A 16,408-nucleotide genomic window follows, 5' to 3' on the forward strand; every position below is an offset into this window, starting at 1 on the left:
GCGAGGCCGGCGCGTGGCGTCGAACCGGCGCAATTGATACGGCACATACGAAATGCGAAAACTTCTCCTGACCGCGCTGACGGCGTGCGTGGTCGGCTTGCTCGTAACGGGTTGCGACGACCAGAAGGTCGCCGACGCAGTCAATGCGATCAAACCGGATAACCTGGCGTTCGGCAAACTGCAGCCAGGCGTGTCGACGGTAGAGGATGTACTCCGCGACGCGGGCAAACCGGAGATGGTCAGGCAGAACGAAGACGGCTCGCAGCGGCTCGAGTACCCGCGCGGCCCGTTCGGCACGAGCACCTACATGCTCGATTTCGGGCCCGACGGCAGACTCGTGTCGATCACGCAGGCATTGACGGCGGAAAACATCGCGAAGGTTGCGCCGGGCATGACGAAGGACGATGTGCGGCAACTGCTCGGCAAGCCGACGTCGGTCGCGCAATACGCGTTGAGCCACGAAGAGGTATGGAGCTGGCACTGGGCCGAGGGCGGCGTATCGGGCGATGCGATGTTCAACGCGCATTTCTCGCCTGACGGGACCGTCACCAGAACGTCGCGATCGGAGGCGCCCGGACGGGAAAGGCCGTAACGGCGCAGTGCCGCGACGTGCCGGACTACTTCGGCCCATGCCTGCGCGGGTCTGCATGGCACGACGAACCGCACGCGCGGCGCTGCCGGGGCAGCGCGTTCTTCCGCATGCCGCCCGCTTGATGGCGGACGCGTCCGTCCTTCAAAACGCCGCGCCGTCGAACAGTGCCGCCGTCGCAAGCGGATTCGACGGCCAATACATGTGCATGTAGGTTGCAACGATCGAGCCGGCCCGGTACACGGCCTCGCCGTCGGCTGCTCCATCGGAACGAACCGCGGCCGCGACCGGCGCAAGCGGCGTGTCGAGCCGCGAATAGTGGAACGTATGCCCGCGCATCGGCCCGGTGCGCGTATCGAGCTGCTGCATGCCCAGCGCAGCGAAGCGCCGCTGCATCGTCGCGCGTCCCGGCAGCAGGCCGAGCATCGGCGTCGTCGAGCCGTCGACGTTCGTCAGCGCATCGCACAGGTATACCATCCCCCCGCATTCTGCGACGATCGGCTTGCCGGCCGCCGCATGCGCGCGGATCGCGGCGGCGCTCGTCGCGTTCGCCGCGAGCGCCGCCGCATGCAGCTCCGGATAGCCGCCCGGCAGGAACAGCGCGTCGCAATCGCCGGGCACCGGCTCGTCGGCGAGCGGCGAGAAGAACCGCAACTGCGCGCCGAGCGTCTCGAGCAGCGCGAGATTCGCCGGATAGATGAACGAGAACGCGGCATCGCGCGCAATCGCGATCCGCTGGCCGGCGAGCGCGCGCGGCAGCGGCTCGGTGGCGTCCGGTTCCGCGAATGCGACCGCAGGCGGCAATTCCGCAAGCGCCGTATTCGCCAGCACGTCGGCCGCGCGATCGAGCCGCGCGTCGAGATCGTCGATGTCGTTCGGCTGATGCAGGCCGAGATGCCGTTCCGGCAGCGCGATGCCCGCATCGGCCGGCACGTGGCCGAGCCAGCGCAGGTCGTCGGGCAGCGCCTGCTGCAGCAATTCCGCGTGACGGGCGGAGCCGACCCGGTTCGCCAGCACGCCGTGAAACGGCAGGCCGGGCCGGAACCGCGCAAGGCCGAACGCGATCGCGGCGAAGGTCTGCGCCATCGATTTCGCGGAGATCACCGCGACGACCGGCACGCCGAACGCGACGGCCAGATCCGCGCTGCTCGGCGTGCCGTCGAACAGCCCCATCACGCCTTCGATCAGGATCAGGTCGGCGTCGCGCGCCGCGTCGGCGAGCAGCGCGCGGCAGCCGGCTTCACCGACCATGCCGAGGTCGAGCGCGTGCACGGGCGCGCCGCTTGCGCGCTCGAGCAGCATCGGATCGAGAAAATCCGGCCCGGTCTTGAACACCCGCACGCGGCGGCCGAGCCGGCGGTGCAGCCGCGCGAGGCCGGCCGTCACCGAGGTCTTGCCCTGGCCGGACGCGGGCGCGCTGACGAACAGCGCGGGGCAGGCGGGCATCGTTCAGAACTCCACGCCGCGCTGCGCCTTCACGCCTTGCTCCTTGTACGGATGCTTGACGAGCCGCATCTCGGTGACGAGGTCGGCCGCGTCGATCAGCGCGTCGGGCGCGTGGCGGCCCGTCACCACGACGTGCAGCGACGCGGGGCGCGCGGCCAGCGTCGCGAGCACTTCGTCGAGCGGCAGGTATTCGTACTTGAGCACGGTGTTCAGCTCGTCGAGGATCACCATCTGGTAGTCGCCGCTCTCGATCATCCGGCGCGCCTCGTCCCAGCCCTTGCGGGCGGTCGCGATGTCGGCGTCGCGGTTCTGCGTGTTCCACGTATAGCCGTCGCCCATCGTCACGAAATCGCAGTGCGCGACCGCGCCGAGGAAATCGCGTTCCGACGTGTGCAGCGCGCCCTTGATGAACTGCACGACGCCGAGTCGCATCCCGTGGCCGAGCACGCGCACGGCCATGCCGAACGCGGCGGTGCTCTTGCCCTTGCCGTTGCCGGTGTGGACCATCAGCAGGCCCTTTTCGTTGACGGCGGCGGCCTGCTTCTTCTCGTGGCCGGCGCGGCGGCGCTCGGTCATCCGCTGATGCGCTTCGGGATCGGTTTTCATCGGGAGTCGTCCTGTCGAAAGAATGGGTTCAAAGCGGGCCGGCGAGCGCGACCGTCACGCCGTCCCGCGCGAGTTTCGGGCCGAGCAGCCGGCCGCGCGGCGCCGCGAGCCGCGCGCACGGCTCGGCGACGCCGGCCACGCCGAAGCGGGCGAGCGCCGCGGGCGACGGCGCGCTCTCGGCCAGTTCGGGGTGTGCGGCGAGCTGCGTCGCGTCGAATGCGACGAGCGGCCAGCCGCGCCGCGCGCAGAGCGTGCGCAGCGCGCGTGTGCGGGATTTGTCGGCGAGCGTCGCGACCACGGCCGGCTGCGCGTGCGGGTGCCGCGCGAGCGCCGCGCGGACCGCGGCGTCGAGCTGCGCGGCGGTGACGCCCGCGCGAAAGCCGAGACCGAGCGCGACCCGCATCACGCGGGCTCCGGCGGCGCAGGTGCGGCCGGTGCGGCCAGCGCGGCCTGCACCGCGGGATCGGCGGCGAGCGCCGCGACGCGGCCGACCACGACGATCGCGGGCGAGCCGATGCCGGCCGCGCCGACGCGCTCGACGAGGGTGGCCAGCGTCGCCAGCACGTGGCGCTGCCCGGGCCGCGTCGCCGATTCGATCGCCGCGCACGGCGTGTCGTCCGGCAAGCCGCCCGCGCGCAGCGCGGCGGCGATCGAGGCGAGGCGGCGGATGCCCATGTAGATCACGAGCGTCATGCGGGTCGCGGCGAGCGCGCGCCAGTCCGGCTCGTCGTCGCCCGCGCCGTGCCCGGTGACGAAGATCACGCCCTGCGCGTCGCCGCGATGCGTGACCGGGATGCCGAGGGCGGCCGGCGCGGCGATGCCGGCCGTGATGCCGTTCACGACTTCGACCGGAAACCCGGCCGCACCGAGCGCGATCAGTTCCTCACCGCCGCGCCCGAACACGAACGGGTCGCCGCCTTTCAGGCGCGCGACGCTGCGGCCCGCGCGCAGGTGAGCAAGCATCGCGGCGACGATCGCGTCCTGCGGCGTCGACGCGTGGCCGCCGCGCTTGCCGACGTGCTCGATGTGCGCATCGGTGCGCGCATGCTGCAGCACCTCGGGATTCACGAGATCGTCGACGAGCAGCACGTCGGCCGCGCCGATCGCGCGGACGGCCTTGAGGGTCAGCAGGTCGGCGTCGCCGGGCCCCGCGCCGATCAGCCAGGCGCGGCTCATCGGGGGCAGCACGGCGCGAACCGTGTCGAAGACGGGGAAAGCGGCAAACGGGCGGCGCGCAGGCGGCCGGCAGGCAGGCAATGCATAGCGGATCGAACGAGGCCCGTGCGAACACGGAAGACACGCGCACGCAGTCCGTCCCCCGCGGACCGGGCGTTCGGCGAGCGCATCGCTCGCCCCTTGCGTCGGCCGGTATCCGGGCTGGCCGCTTGCCAGGCCGTGGCCTTCCCACCCGAGGCAGGCGGGCAGTGGCATCGTGGGCGGCATGGGCGCGCGTGCTTGAAAGCGCGTCGCGCGGGCGGCGTACCGTTGCGGGGACAGCACAGGCCGGGCGGACGTCCGCCTCCTGTTTCCCGTTTAACTGCGCCCGCCGGAGGGCGGGCGCGAGCACCGAACGCGGCGCATACGATAGCACAGGCGTTGCCGCGCGCGGGGGGCGAGCCTGGCGCGCACTTAGCGATACAGGATCTGCCGTTTCAGGTCCTTCGAAATGCTGCGCGCGACGTCTGACCACTCGGCGAGCTTCGCGCCGCTGCACACGTTGCTGCCGAGGTCGCGATCGAGCACGCGCGTCACGTCGACGGTCCGGCCTTCACGGCGATAGGTCGATCGATAGGCGATTTCCCCGGCCCGTACGGTCACGTCCGGCGGGATCGCGAGCAGGTCGACGTCGGTCGGCAACATGATCCGGTAGCGCTCCTCGAGCCGGGTTCCGGCGCACACGCCTTCGAATACCTTGCTTTTTTGCTGGAGGACGAAGTCGGCGAATCCGCGGATCTGGCCGAAATTGGGCAGCGACGGGACCGCAAATGCCGCGGGGCCCGGCATCAGCGCCAACTGGTTCAGATTGCCGCGCAGCGCGATCGAGAACGGCTGGTCGAGGTCGCCCAGATGACGCGGGCTCATCTGCAGTTCGCCCGCGAGGCCGAAGCGGCGCAGCATCTCCTCGGCGAGCCGTTTCGGCTGGACGTGAATGAACATCTGGCGTGCCCGTTGGACCGCCTCGCCGTCGAGCGTGATGTCGCCCGCCATCGTCGCATTGCCGTCACGATCGAGATCGACCGAATAGGCCAGCAGCGAGCGGCTGTTGTGGCCGTTCTGCGGCGGCGTGACGGTCAGCTTGCCGGTCGAGGTGTCGAGCGCGGGTTTGCCGCTCGCCTCGAACTGCAGTGCGCCGAACGGCAGCACGCCGACCGTGGTGTCGGCAAACACGTCGAATTCCGGCAGCCACACGATGGCATGATTGAACGTCAGGACATCGGGTGCGGAGGGCAGGCGATAGCGATTGCCGAGATTGACCAGCACCGCGTGGCTCTCGATCCCCTTGGCTTCGAGCAGCGCGGACAGCAGCGTCACCTGATCCTTGCAATCGCCGTAGCGGTTGGCGAGCACCTCGTCGGCGCGGTGCGGGACGACCGGCCCCGCGCCGAAGTACACCCCGACATAGCGGATGTTGCGCGCCACCCACGCGTACAGCCGCGTTGCCTGCTCGCGCCGGTCGTCGATCCCCTTGGTCAACTGATCCGCGAGCTGGCGGATCGCGTCGTCCGGCTTTCGCTTGTCGAACGCGCGCACGTCGTAGGCGTGGGCGATTTCCGCGTAGCCGGAGAAGTTGCTCGCGACGAAGACGGGGCCGATATCCGTCCACGCCACCGTGTTCGCTTGCTCGTCGAGCGGGCCGGACGGCGCGGTTTCGTAATGATAGGAACGGACCCGGCGTCCGTCGCGGGACGCGTCGGCCGACTGGCGCATGCCGCGCGCGTCGATCGCGACGGACATGTCGCCCGGCGTGTCGAGCGTGACGTTCGCCGAACGGTAGTCCTCGATCGGCGGAAACGAGAGCTGCACGCTGAATTTGCCGGGAAACAGCGTGTCGGTGTCGGCCAGCGTGTACGAAAGCCGGATCGAATCGCCTTTCGCGAGTGCGGGAAACGTGACGATGCGCAAATGCTCGGCGCTGAATTGCGGCGCCGCGATCGTGACGGGCGCCGGCCGGTCGAAGATGCCGCGCGCGACATCGACCGAAACCATCGAGCCGTCGGCGTGCACCGTCTGCGCCGAGTGGATGTCGAGCGTCTCGAACTGCGCGTTGTACGACAGCACGTACTGGCCGAAGCGGGCGATCGCCGCATCGGTCAGCAGCTTGATCGACAGATCGACCTTCACGACGCGTTTGCCGGATGCGTCGACCTTGATTGCGTTGTCGAGCCGTTCGACCTGATAGTCCGCCGCGAATGAAATCGCAAGCCGAAGCATCAGCAGAGCCGCGACGCCGTAGCGTGCGATGCGTGAGACGTTCATGTCGAATCCCCGTCGATGAAAGTGTGGTGATGCAGGCGGCTGCCGCAGCCGGTTCGTCCGGCGTTGTCTGAATTCGGCGGCACCGCGGAAGCCGGACAGACGGTATCCAAATCCCCGCAGCCATGTCAATCGTCTGATTGTTCGATCTTCGGCGCGTCTTCATCCGGCTGCGACGCGGCCCGACGCCGCCTTGACGCTCCCGCCACCGACGCCTGCACCCGCACGCGTTCTGGTACGCGCGCGCCCGCCGGCGCGCGCAGTCAAACGGGAAACAGGGAGCCTGCCTGCAACGCAGTCGGGCCAACCGTGCTGCCCCCGCAACGGCACGATGCTTGTCACAGTGTCAGAACTTGTACGCCGCCGTCAGCGTGAACATGCGCGGCGCACCGGGCATGATCTGCGCCAGGCTCGTCGCGCTGGCGTAATAGGCGCGATCGGTCAGGTTGACGGCCGCCAGCGTTACTTCGAGATCGCGCGTGCGGTATCCGGCCTTGCCATCCCAGCGCACGTAAGCGGGCAGCTTGAGCAGGTTGTCGCGATCCGCGTAACGCGCGCCTTCGTAAATCAGCCCGAGTTCGGCGAAAAAGCCGAGCAGCGGCGCATAGCCGACGAACAGGTTGCCGTTCGACGACGACACACCCGCAGAGCGCTTGCCCGCGTACTTCGGCTCGGCGTCGACGACCCGTGCGTGTTGCCAGCCGATGCCGCCACGAACGAACCAGTCGCCCGCGAGCCTGCCGGCGATGCCCAGTTCCAGGCCGCGATTGCGCTCGAGGCCGGTGAGGTCGAAGAATCCCGGCCGTAGCGGGTCGGCGACGCGGCGGTTGTACAGGTCGAGCTGAAACAGTGCCAGCGTGGTGCTCAACGCGCCGTTCATCCAGTCGCTCTTCACGCCGATCTCGTATTGACGGGTGTATTGCGGGCCGAGATCGTTGGCATTGCCGCGCGCGTTCGGCGTGATGCCGACCAGGTCGCCACCGACCGGCGCGAAGTTCCGGCTGTACGACGCATACACGCGGTGCGCGTCGACCGGCGACCACACGACGCCGAGCCGCGGGCTCCATGCATTCGTCGTGCGCTGCGATCGCAAATCGTTCAGCGTGTTGGTCGAATCGACGTCGAAGCGCTCCCAGCGCAGGCCCCCCAGCAGCTTCCACGATCGCCCGAGGTCGAGCCGGTCCTGCGCGAACACCGCGTAGTCGCTGACGCGATGGCGGTTCATCGCGAACGGGCGCGGCGCCGAGCCGGCGAACGCGAAACTGTCCGGATCGGTGATCGAGACCGGCGCCGCATCCGCCTGCCAAAGCTTCGGCACGCGCTTCTGCCAGCCGTATTCGACGCCGAACAGCAGGTGGTGGCGAACCGGCCCGGTCGCGAGCTTGCCGCTCAGTTCAAGGCCCGTCTGCACGTTGAGGTGCGTCATGTCCTGCAGGTAACGCGCGCGTTGCACGCGCCGATAGTCGCGCGGCTTCGCAATGTAGCTCTGCGTGACGTAGGTATTGTCGAACGTGCTGCGCAAATCCAGCACGCCCAGCGTGTGCTTCACCTGCCAGTCGCCACCGAGCGCGTGCGTGAAGACCGAACGCCAGTTCATGTTGGTGTCGCGCAGGGTATCGCGGCCCGCCGCGCCGAAGAAGGTTTCTCGTGACGCGGACGGCAGCGAGAACGCGAATGGATTGCCGGCCCGGTCGAGCGCAACGACCGGCGCCGGCATGCCGCGATCGGGCACGCGCTCGTATGCGTCGTATTCGAACTGCAGCAACCAGCTCCGCCGGGCATCCTGCCATTTGATCGATGGCGCGACGTACTGGCGGGTGCCGTCGACCTGATCGCGGAAGCTGCCCTCGTGCTCGCGTCCGGCGTTGAGTCGCACGCCCCATTCGCCGGACAGCGCGCGGTTGAGATCGACCGACGCCCCGAGACGGCCGGCACTGCCCGTCGTCGCCGAGACGTGGCCGAATGTCTCCGGCAACGGCTGCTTCGTGATCCGGTTGATCACGCCGCCGCCGCTGCCGCGTCCGTACAGCGCCGCGGCCGGACCCTTGAGCACCTCGACGCGCTCGACGTTGCCGAGGCTGCGCACGTACTGGGCATCGTCGCGCATGCCGTCGAGCAGCAGATCGCCCGCGCCGGAAAAGCCGCGGATGCGGAATGAATCGAAGCGCGTGTCCGACGTATTGGAAATGCCCGGCACGCCGGCCAGCGCGTCGGCGAGCGTGCGGCCGCCATAGGACATCGTGTCCTCGACCGACACGCTGTCGATCGATTGCGGCACGTCGCGCGGATCGCTTGCAACGCGGGTCGCCGTGCTCACGTGGTCGGGGCGCGGATCGTGCGGATGGCGGCGGCCGCGCACCTCGAGCGCAGGCAGCTCGTCTTCGAACTCGGCGGCCGGTGCAGGGCAGGAGGCTGTGCATGCGATCGAGCACAGCGACAGGGCCAGCGTCGGGAAGCGCCGCCCGGATGTCTGTCGTTTTGACATGGGAATTTCAGGATGACTGAATGACTGCCTCGTGATGCTGTTGCGCAAATCGTTTTCGTTATCGGGTGGCAAAGTTTATCTTGTTTGGTTGAAAACGACAATCGTTCGCATTTGCGGTCCGCCGCAACCTTGACGCTCCCGCCGCCGACGCCTACACTCGCACGCGTTTCGGTGCTCGCGCACGCCCGCCGGCGTGCGCAGTTAAACGGGAAACAGGGAGTCTGCCTGCACCGCAGTCGGGCCAACCTGTGCTGCCCCCGCAACGGTAAGCGAACGCATCGCGCCCGCCGCGATGCAACGCCGCTTCGCCGCATGCCTGCTGCGCATGCGGACGACCGCCACTGGACGCGTCACGCGTCCGGGAAGGCGAAGCGGCGTGTTCGTCAGCCCGGATACCGGCCGAGACGAGGGGTTCAGCGCCGCGGGGATGCGGCGCATCGTCCACGGCCGCAGCCACAGTGCGTCCGGCGCCCGGGCGTCTCCCGTATTCCGATCCGCTGCGCGCTTTGCGCGAGGCTGGCCCGGCATCCGGCGGCGTGCGCGTGTCCGGGCACCCGGTGCCGGCCGTGTTGGCATTCATCATGTCGACCGTTCGCCAAGGAGCACCATGCTCGACTCGCTTTTCCGCCTGTTCAACGACAGCCCGTCCGGGCTGCGCGGCAAGATCATTGCCATCTATTCATTGCTGGTCGCCTTCAACGTCGGCGCGTGGATCTGGGCGTTCATCGCGTTCCACGGCCAGCCGGTGCTGCTCGGCACCGCGCTGCTCGCGTATGTGTTCGGCCTGCGCCACGCGGTCGATGCCGACCACATCGCGGCCATCGACAACGTCACCCGCAAGCTGATGCAGGAAGGCCGCAGCCCGCTCGGCGCCGGCCTGTTCTTCTCGCTCGGCCATTCGACGGTCGTGATCGTGATGTCCGTCGTGGTCGCGCTGACGGCGGCGTCGCTCGCGCGCTTCGAGAGCATGAAGGCGTGGGGCGGCGTCGTCAGCACGTGCGTGTCGGCGTTCTTCCTGCTGCTGCTCGCGACCGCGAACCTGCTGATCCTGATCTCCGTGTACCGCACCTTCCGCGCGGCGCGCCGCGGCGAAGCGATCGTCGACGCGGATCTCGACATGCTGCTGAACCAGCGCGGCGTGCTCGCGCGCCTGTTCCGGCCGCTGTTCCGCCTCGTGTCGCGCAGCTGGCACCTGTATCCTGTCGGCTTCCTGTTCGGCTTCGGCTTCGACACCGCGACCGAGATCGCGCTGTTCGGCATCTCCGCGACCCAGGTGCAGGGCGGCCTGTCGTTCTGGTCGGTGATGGCGCTGCCGGCGCTGTTCACCGCGGGCATGACGCTCGTCGACACGACCGACGGCATCCTGATGATGGGCGCGTACCGCTGGGCGTACGTGCGGCCGATCCGCAAGATCTACTACAACATGACGATCACGTTCGTGTCGGTGCTGGTCGCCGCGCTGATCGGCGGCATCGAGGTGCTCGCGCTGCTCGCGGACAAGCTGTCGCTGCAGGGCCCCGTGTGGGACTTCGCGTCGATGGTGGCGTCGCACTTCGGCATGCTCGGCTACTTCGTGATCGGCCTGTTCATCGCGTGCTGGGTCGTGTCGGCCGCGATCTACCGCCTGAAGCGCTACGACGAGATCGACGTGACGATCTCCGCCTGACTCCCTTTTTCGACACAGGACTTTCCATGACCATGCGCAAGCTGCCCGTCACCATCGTCACGGGCTTTCTCGGCAGCGGCAAGACGACGCTGATGCGCCACATGCTGCAACACGCACAAGGCCGCCGCATCGCGGTGATCGTCAACGAATTCGGCGAGCTCGGCATCGACGGCGAAATCCTCAAGGGTTGCGGCGTCGGCTGCGACGACGCGCAGGGCGAGGCGTCCGGCCAGCTCTACGAGCTCGCGAACGGCTGCCTGTGCTGCACCGTGCAGGAGGAGTTCTATCCGGTGATGGAGGCGCTCGTCGAGCGCCGCGCAGACATCGATCACGTGCTGATCGAGACGTCCGGCCTCGCGCTGCCGAAGCCGCTCGTGCAGGCGTTCAACTGGCCGACGATCCGCAACAGCTTCACGGTCGACGCGGTCGTGACCGTCGTCGACGGCCCGGCCACCGCGAGCGGCCAGTTCGCCGAGAATCCGCAGGCGGTCGACGCGCAGCGCCGCGCCGATCCGAACCTCGACCACGAATCGCCGCTGCACGAGCTGTTCGCCGACCAGCTGTCGGCGGCGGATCTCGTGATCGTCAACAAGGCCGACCTCGTCGACGACGCGCAGCTCGCGCAGGTCGAGGCGGCGATCCGCGAGGAAATCCCGCCGCAGGTGAAGATCGTGCGCGCGACGCGCGGCGAGCTGGATCTGGCGATGCTGCTCGGGCTCGAATCGGCGTCCGAGGAAACCATTCACCTGCGCCACGATCACCACGGCTCGGCCGACGACGAGGATCACGATCACCACCACGACGACTTCGACTCGGTCGTCGTCAGCGGCGACGCCGGCTCGCGGGAAGCGACGATCGCGGCGCTCAAGCGCGTCGTCGAGACGCACACGATCTATCGCGCGAAGGGCTTCGCCGCGCTGCCGGACGCGCCGATGCGGCTCGTGATCCAGGGCGTCGGCCGCCGCTTCGACAGCTATTTCGACCGCCGCTGGCAGGACGGCGAGGCGCGCGCGAGCCGCTTCGTGCTGATCGGCGAGGACCTCGACGCGGCCGAACTGCAGCGCGCGTTCGACGCGGCGCTCGCGGCCGAGCTGCAACAGGCGTAACCCGCGATGCATCTGCTGCGCACCACGCCGGGCGGCTTCGTCGACGATACGCAGGGCGTCGTCCGGATCGACCAGCGGCCCGCCGAGATCGTGATCCTGAGCTCGGCGGACACGACGCTGTCGCTGCTCGCGAGCGTCGTGCCGCGTCTGCCGGCGGGCTTTCCGAGCGTGCGGCTCGCGAACGTGACGTTCCTGCGCCAGCCGGCGTCGGTCGATTTCTACGTCGACGACGTGCTGCAGCATGCGAAGACGGTCGTGATCGACCATCTCGGCGGCGAGGCGTACTGGCCGTACGGGATCGAACAGGCGATGTCGCTCGCGTCGCGTCGCGGGCAGCGGCTCGCGATGTTCTCGGGCGACCTGCAGGAAGATCCGAACCTGATCGCGAAGAGCACCGTCGCGCCCGGGCTGTGCCGCCTGTGGTGGCGCTACCTGCGCGAGGGCGGCGCGCACAACGCCGACGCGCTGCTGCGCAGCATCGCGTTTCACACGCTCGGCTTCGGCGACGAACCGGAGCCGCCGCGCCCGCTGCCGGCCGCCGCGCTGTATCACCCGGCGCGCGACCCGGCGAGCATCGACGACTGGCTGCCGCGCTGGACGCCCGGAGCGCCGGTCGTCGCGATCCTGTTCTACAAGGCGCACTGGCAGGCCGCGAACACCGCGGTGTTCGACGCGCTCGCCGACGCATTGATCCTCGAAGGATTGAATCCGCTGCCGATCGCGGTGACGTCGCTGAAGGATGCGGTGAGCCGCGAAGTGATCGCGCGGCTGTGCGACGCGCACGGCGTCGCGCTGGTGCTGAACACGACCGCGTTCGCGGCCGGCGCGATCGACAGCCCCGAGCCGGACATCCTCGCGGGCGATGCGCCGGTGCTGCAGGTGATCCTGTCCGGCGGCAACCGCGACGCGTGGGTCGCCGACAACCAGGGGCTGCATGCGCGCGACATCGCGATGCACGTCGCGCTGCCCGAGGTCGACGGCCGCATCGTCACGCGCGCGGTGAGCTTCAAGGGGCTCGCGTACCGCTGCGCGCACACCGAGGTCGACGTGGTGCGCTACCAGCCCGACGCGGAGCGCATCGGCTTCGTCGCGGCGCTTGCGCGCGGCTGGTGCCGGCTGCGCACGCTCGGGAACGCCGACAAGCGCGTCGCGCTGATCCTCGCGAACTATCCGCAAAGCGAAGGCCGGATCGGCAACGGCGTCGGGCTCGACACGCCCGCGTCGGCGCTCGGCGTGCTCGCGATGCTGTGCGACGCGGGCTACCGGGTCGCGGACCTGCCGGCCGACGGCGACGCGCTGATCGCGCGGCTCACCGAAGGCGTGACCAACGACCCGGCGCTGCACGCGCTGCGGCCCGCGTTCCAGAGCTTCGCGCTCGCCGACTACCGGACCCATTTCGAGCGGCTGCCGGCCGACGTGCGCGCTGCGCTGAACGATCGGTGGGGGCCGCCCGAAGCCGACCCGACGCTGCGCCACGGGCGCTTCACGATCGCGGGCTGGCGCGCGGGCAACGTGTTCGTCGGTATCCAGCCGTCGCGCTCGCGCGACGAGAACGACTACGCGAGCTATCACGACGCGGATCTGGTGCCGCCGCATGCGTATCTCGCGTTCTATTTCTGGCTGCGTCATGCGTTCCGCAGCGACGCGGTGATCCACCTCGGCAAGCACGGCAACCTCGAATGGCTGCCGGGCAAGAGCGTCGCGCTGTCCGATGCGTGCTGGCCGGATCTCACGCTCGGGCCGCTGCCGCACCTGTATCCGTTCATCGTCAACGATCCGGGCGAGGGCAGCCAGGCGAAACGGCGCGCGCAGGCGGTGATCATCGATCACCTGATGCCGCCGCTCACGCGTGCGGAGAACTACGGCCCGCTGCAGGACCTCGAGCGGCAGGTCGACGAATACTACGAAGCGCTGATGGTCGATGCGCGGCGCGCGAAGCTGCTGCGCAAGACCATCCTCGCGACGATCGCCGAACACCGGCTGCACGACGAGCTGAGCGTCGCGCAGCCGCGCGATGCGAGCGACGAGGACGAGCTGCTGACGCGCGTCGACGCGTGGCTGTGCGAGCTGAAGGAAGCGCAGATCCGCGACGGGCTGCACGTGTTCGGCCTGTCGCCGGCCGATCGCCAGCGGCGCGACACGCTGCTCGCGCTCGCGCGCTTCCCCGTCGGCGACGGCCAGCAGGCGCGCGCCGGGCTGATCGGCGCGCTCGCGCGCGATCTCGCGCTCGGCGACGATTTCGATCCGCTCGCCGCCGACTGGGCCGCGCCGTGGCAGGGCCCGCGCCCCGCGCTGCTGGCGGAGCTCGACGCTGCGCCGTGGCGTCACGCCGGCGACACGCGCGAGCGCCTCGAAAGGCTCGCGCAGCAGTGGCTCGACCGGTTGTGCGCGAGCGCGCCGCACGCGCCGTGCGAGCCGCCGCCGGGCGTCTGGACGCACACGTTGCCCGTGATCGAGCGCGTGCGTTCGACGCTGATGCCCGCGCTCGACGCGTGCGGCGGCGAGGAGCTGCGCCAGCTGCTGCGCGGGCTCGACGGCCGCTTCGTGCCGCCGGGCCCGAGCGGCTCGCCGTCGCGCGGCCGCCCCGACGTGCTGCCGACCGGCCGCAATTTCTACTCGGTCGACACGCGCGCGGTGCCGACCCAGGCCGCGTGGTCGCTCGGCCTGAAATCCGCGCAGCAGCTGATCGAGCGGCACCTGCAGGATCACGGCGACTATCCGCGCGCGATCGGCCTGTCGGTGTGGGGCACCGCGACGATGCGCACCGGCGGCGACGACATCGCGCAGGCGTTCGCGCTCATCGGCGTGCGGCCGAAATGGGCGCACGGCAGCCACCGCGTGACCGACTTCGAGATCCTGCCGATCGAGATCTTCGACCGGCCGCGCATCGACGTGACGCTGCGCGTGTCCGGCTTTTTCCGCGACGCGTTCCCGAACCTGATGCACCTGTTCGACGCGGCCGTGCAGGCGGTCGCGGCGCTCGACGAGCCCGAGCACCTGAACCCGATCCGCGCGCGCATCGAGCGCGAGCGCGCGACGTGGGTCGCGCAGGGCGTGCCGGCCGACGAGGCGCGGCGCCGCGCCGGCTGGCGCGTGTTCGGCGCGCGGCCCGGCAGCTACGGCGCGGGCCTGCAGGACCTGATCGACCAGCGGCGCTGGCAGACCGATGCGGATCTGGCCGACGCCTATCGGCAATGGGGCGGCTACGCGTATGCGCAGAACAGCGCGGGCGACGCGGCGCCCGACGTGTTCGGCGCGCGGCTCGCGACGATCGACGTCGTCGTGCAGAACCAGGACAGCCGCGAGCACGACATCCTCGATTCGAACGACTACTACCAGTTCCAGGGCGGCATGACCGCGGCGGTGCGGCATCTGTCGGGCCGCCAGCCGAGCCTGTATCACGGCGACCACGCGAACCCGGCCGCGCCGAAGATGCGCACGCTGCGCGAGGAAATCGCACGGGTGATCCGCTCGCGCGTCGTGAACCCGAAATGGCTCGACGGCGTGAAGCGCCACGGCTACAAGGGCGCCGCGGAAATGGCCGCGACGGTCGACTACCTGTACGGCTACGACGCGACCGCGCGCGTGCTGGCCGATCATCAATATGCGCTCGTCGCCGATGCATACCTGTTCGACGACGCCACGCGCGCGTTCCTCGAACGGCACAATCCGCGTGCGCTGCAAGGCATCTGCGAACGCTTCGTCGAGGCGATGCAGCGCGGCCTGTGGCAGCAGCCGGGCAACTATCGCGAGCGGATCGAGGCGGTCTGGTTCGCGAGCGAACACCATCTGGAAGGAGGTCGGCGATGACCGATCCGACGCACCGCCTGCGCGCAGTGTTTCCCGCCGTTTTTCCGTTTACCGCGCTCGTCGGGCAGGCGGCGCTGCAACGGGCGCTGCTGCTCGCGGCGATCGACCCGTCGCTCGGCGGCGTGCTCGTCAGCGGGCCGCGCGGCACCGCGAAATCCACCGCCGCGCGCGCGCTCGCGGCGCTGCTGCCGGAAGGGCAGTTCGTGACGCTGCCGCTGTCGGCGAGCGACGAGCAGGTGACCGGCACGCTCGATCTCGCGCATGCGCTCGCGGAGAACGGCGTGCGCTTTCGGCCGGGGCTGCTCGCGCGTGCGCATCGCGGCGTGCTGTACGTCGACGAGGTGAACCTGCTGGCCGACGGGCTCGTCGATACGCTGCTCGACGTTGCCGCGAGCGGCGTGAACATCGTCGAGCGCGATGGCGTGTCGCACGCGCACGACGCGCGCTTCGTGCTGGTCGGCACGATGAATCCGGAGGAGGGGGAGCTGCGGCCGCAATTGCTCGATCGCTTCGGGCTGATGGTCGAACTCGAGAATTGCTTCGACGCGGCGCAGCGCGAGCAGATCGTGAAGGCGCGACTCGCGTTCGATCTCGATCCCGATGCGTTCCGCGCGTGTCACGACGACGCGCAGCGCGAGCTGGCCGGGCAGATTCGCGCGGCGCGCGAACGCCTGCCCGCGCTGACGTTCGGCGACGCGGTGCATGCGCGGGTCAGCGCGCTGTGCATCGACGCGGCCGTCGACGGCCTGCGCGCCGATCTCGTGATGCTGCGCGCGGCGCGCGCGCTCGCGGCGCTCGAAGGGGCCGATGCGGTGACGGTCGAGCACGTCGAGCGCGTCGCGGAGCCGGTGCTGCGGCATCGCCGCGCCGCGCATGCGACGCCGCCGGCCGCGTCGGGGCCGCGCGACGCGGAGAACCCGGCGTCGCAGGCGAATGCGGGCGGTTCGTCCGCTACGCCGCCTGACGCGGCGCGGCCGAGCGATGCGGACGCGCAAGGCGACTGGGGCTATCTGCCGCCCGAACCCGCCGGCTTGCAGGCGGTGAAGGGCGTGGTGCCGCTGCCGCTAAAAAAACGCTGAGCCATCGAGCCGGCGCCGCCGCGAACCCGCTTCGCGGTCCTCGATGGCAGCAAGGCGCAACCGGACCCGCGCCGGGCGTCGCGCGCGCCGGCGCGGCCGTTGGCGCCGTTGCGTGGCCGGCGACGTTCGCGGTCAAGCGCGCCGGGC

General features: G+C 69.8%; 11 protein-coding genes and 2 riboswitches. Of the genes, 5 read left to right on the top strand and 6 right to left on the bottom strand.

Annotated features, from left to right (window positions below; all coding sequences use genetic code 11):
• Positions 1-52 precede the first annotated feature (52 nt).
• Entirely contained in the window at positions 53-592 is a 540-nt protein-coding gene (gene bamE / locus B7P44_RS08540) for an outer membrane protein assembly factor BamE domain-containing protein (RefSeq protein WP_084902827.1), read from the top strand.
• Between the two features lie 141 nt (positions 593-733).
• On the opposite strand, the gene B7P44_RS08545 is transcribed toward bamE, so the two are convergent.
• The 6 genes from B7P44_RS08545 to B7P44_RS08570 form a co-directional block, all read right to left on the bottom strand.
• Positions 734-2,035, bottom strand: coding sequence for a cobyrinic acid a,c-diamide synthase CobB (locus tag B7P44_RS08545; RefSeq protein WP_084902829.1), 1,302 nt, complete (start codon positions 2,033-2,035; stop codon positions 734-736).
• 3 nt (positions 2,036-2,038) lie between these two features.
• The gene (gene cobO / locus B7P44_RS08550; protein WP_010092402.1) at positions 2,039-2,641 is read right to left on the bottom strand and encodes a cob(I)yrinic acid a,c-diamide adenosyltransferase; all 603 of its coding nucleotides are present in this window, start codon (positions 2,639-2,641) and stop codon (positions 2,039-2,041) included.
• A gap of 28 nt (positions 2,642-2,669) precedes the next feature.
• Positions 2,670-3,044: a cobalamin biosynthesis protein gene (locus tag B7P44_RS08555; RefSeq protein ID WP_084902831.1), complete on the bottom strand. Its 375-nt coding sequence runs from the start codon at positions 3,042-3,044 to the stop codon at positions 2,670-2,672.
• Positions 3,044-3,817: a uroporphyrinogen-III C-methyltransferase gene (cobA, locus tag B7P44_RS08560; protein ID WP_084902833.1), complete on the bottom strand. Its 774-nt coding sequence runs from the start codon at positions 3,815-3,817 to the stop codon at positions 3,044-3,046. Before cobA ends, B7P44_RS08555 begins: the two co-directional genes overlap by 1 nt.
• Positions 3,818-3,987: 170 nt before the next feature.
• A riboswitch (cobalamin riboswitch) is annotated at positions 3,988-4,228 on the bottom strand.
• Positions 4,229-4,270: 42 nt separating this feature from the next.
• Positions 4,271-6,118: a DUF3857 domain-containing transglutaminase family protein gene (locus tag B7P44_RS08565; RefSeq protein ID WP_084902834.1), complete on the bottom strand. Its 1,848-nt coding sequence runs from the start codon at positions 6,116-6,118 to the stop codon at positions 4,271-4,273.
• Positions 6,119-6,461: 343 nt separating this feature from the next.
• The gene (locus tag B7P44_RS08570; RefSeq protein WP_084902837.1) at positions 6,462-8,600 is read right to left on the bottom strand and encodes a TonB-dependent receptor; all 2,139 of its coding nucleotides are present in this window, start codon (positions 8,598-8,600) and stop codon (positions 6,462-6,464) included.
• Positions 8,601-8,752: 152 nt separating this feature from the next.
• A riboswitch (cobalamin riboswitch) is annotated at positions 8,753-9,018 on the top strand.
• A gap of 189 nt (positions 9,019-9,207) precedes the next feature.
• On the opposite strand from B7P44_RS08570, the gene B7P44_RS08575 reads away from it, so the two are divergent.
• From B7P44_RS08575 to B7P44_RS08590, 4 genes are read left to right on the top strand one after another with little or no spacing between them, the layout of a single operon-like run.
• Positions 9,208-10,266, top strand: coding sequence for a HoxN/HupN/NixA family nickel/cobalt transporter (locus B7P44_RS08575; protein WP_059726929.1), 1,059 nt, complete (start codon positions 9,208-9,210; stop codon positions 10,264-10,266).
• A 26-nt stretch (positions 10,267-10,292) separates the two neighbouring features.
• The gene (gene cobW / locus B7P44_RS08580; RefSeq protein ID WP_084902840.1) at positions 10,293-11,372 is read left to right on the top strand and encodes a cobalamin biosynthesis protein CobW; all 1,080 of its coding nucleotides are present in this window, start codon (positions 10,293-10,295) and stop codon (positions 11,370-11,372) included.
• Positions 11,373-11,378: 6 nt separating this feature from the next.
• Positions 11,379-15,182: a cobaltochelatase subunit CobN gene (cobN, locus tag B7P44_RS08585; RefSeq protein ID WP_084902842.1), complete on the top strand. Its 3,804-nt coding sequence runs from the start codon at positions 11,379-11,381 to the stop codon at positions 15,180-15,182.
• Positions 15,179-16,261 carry a magnesium chelatase ATPase subunit I gene (locus B7P44_RS08590; protein ID WP_084902845.1) on the top strand — a complete coding sequence of 361 codons (1,083 nt, stop codon included), beginning with the start codon at positions 15,179-15,181 and terminating at the stop codon, positions 16,259-16,261. The genes cobN and B7P44_RS08590 overlap by 4 nt, the downstream gene beginning before the upstream one ends.
• The last annotated feature ends 147 nt before the right edge of the window (positions 16,262-16,408 follow it).

Source organism: Burkholderia ubonensis subsp. mesacidophila, from assembly GCF_002097715.1.
In the GTDB taxonomy this organism is placed as follows: Bacteria; Pseudomonadota; Gammaproteobacteria; order Burkholderiales; family Burkholderiaceae; genus Burkholderia; species Burkholderia mesacidophila.

What these genes read in the sequence shown, in the direction of transcription:
- bamE (WP_084902827.1), top strand. Translation starts at nt 53, where the DNA reads ATGCGAAAACTTCTCCTGACCGCGCTGACGGCGTGCGTGGTCGGCTTG.
- B7P44_RS08545 (WP_084902829.1), bottom strand. Translation starts at nt 2,035, where the DNA reads ATGCCCGCCTGCCCCGCGCTGTTCGTCAGCGCGCCCGCGTCCGGCCAG.
- cobO (WP_010092402.1), bottom strand. Translation starts at nt 2,641, where the DNA reads ATGAAAACCGATCCCGAAGCGCATCAGCGGATGACCGAGCGCCGCCGC.
- B7P44_RS08555 (WP_084902831.1), bottom strand. Translation starts at nt 3,044, where the DNA reads ATGCGGGTCGCGCTCGGTCTCGGCTTTCGCGCGGGCGTCACCGCCGCG.
- cobA (WP_084902833.1), bottom strand. Translation starts at nt 3,817, where the DNA reads ATGAGCCGCGCCTGGCTGATCGGCGCGGGGCCCGGCGACGCCGACCTG.
- B7P44_RS08565 (WP_084902834.1), bottom strand. Translation starts at nt 6,118, where the DNA reads ATGAACGTCTCACGCATCGCACGCTACGGCGTCGCGGCTCTGCTGATG.
- B7P44_RS08570 (WP_084902837.1), bottom strand. Translation starts at nt 8,600, where the DNA reads ATGTCAAAACGACAGACATCCGGGCGGCGCTTCCCGACGCTGGCCCTG.
- B7P44_RS08575 (WP_059726929.1), top strand. Translation starts at nt 9,208, where the DNA reads ATGCTCGACTCGCTTTTCCGCCTGTTCAACGACAGCCCGTCCGGGCTG.
- cobW (WP_084902840.1), top strand. Translation starts at nt 10,293, where the DNA reads ATGACCATGCGCAAGCTGCCCGTCACCATCGTCACGGGCTTTCTCGGC.
- cobN (WP_084902842.1), top strand. Translation starts at nt 11,379, where the DNA reads ATGCATCTGCTGCGCACCACGCCGGGCGGCTTCGTCGACGATACGCAG.
- B7P44_RS08590 (WP_084902845.1), top strand. Translation starts at nt 15,179, where the DNA reads ATGACCGATCCGACGCACCGCCTGCGCGCAGTGTTTCCCGCCGTTTTT.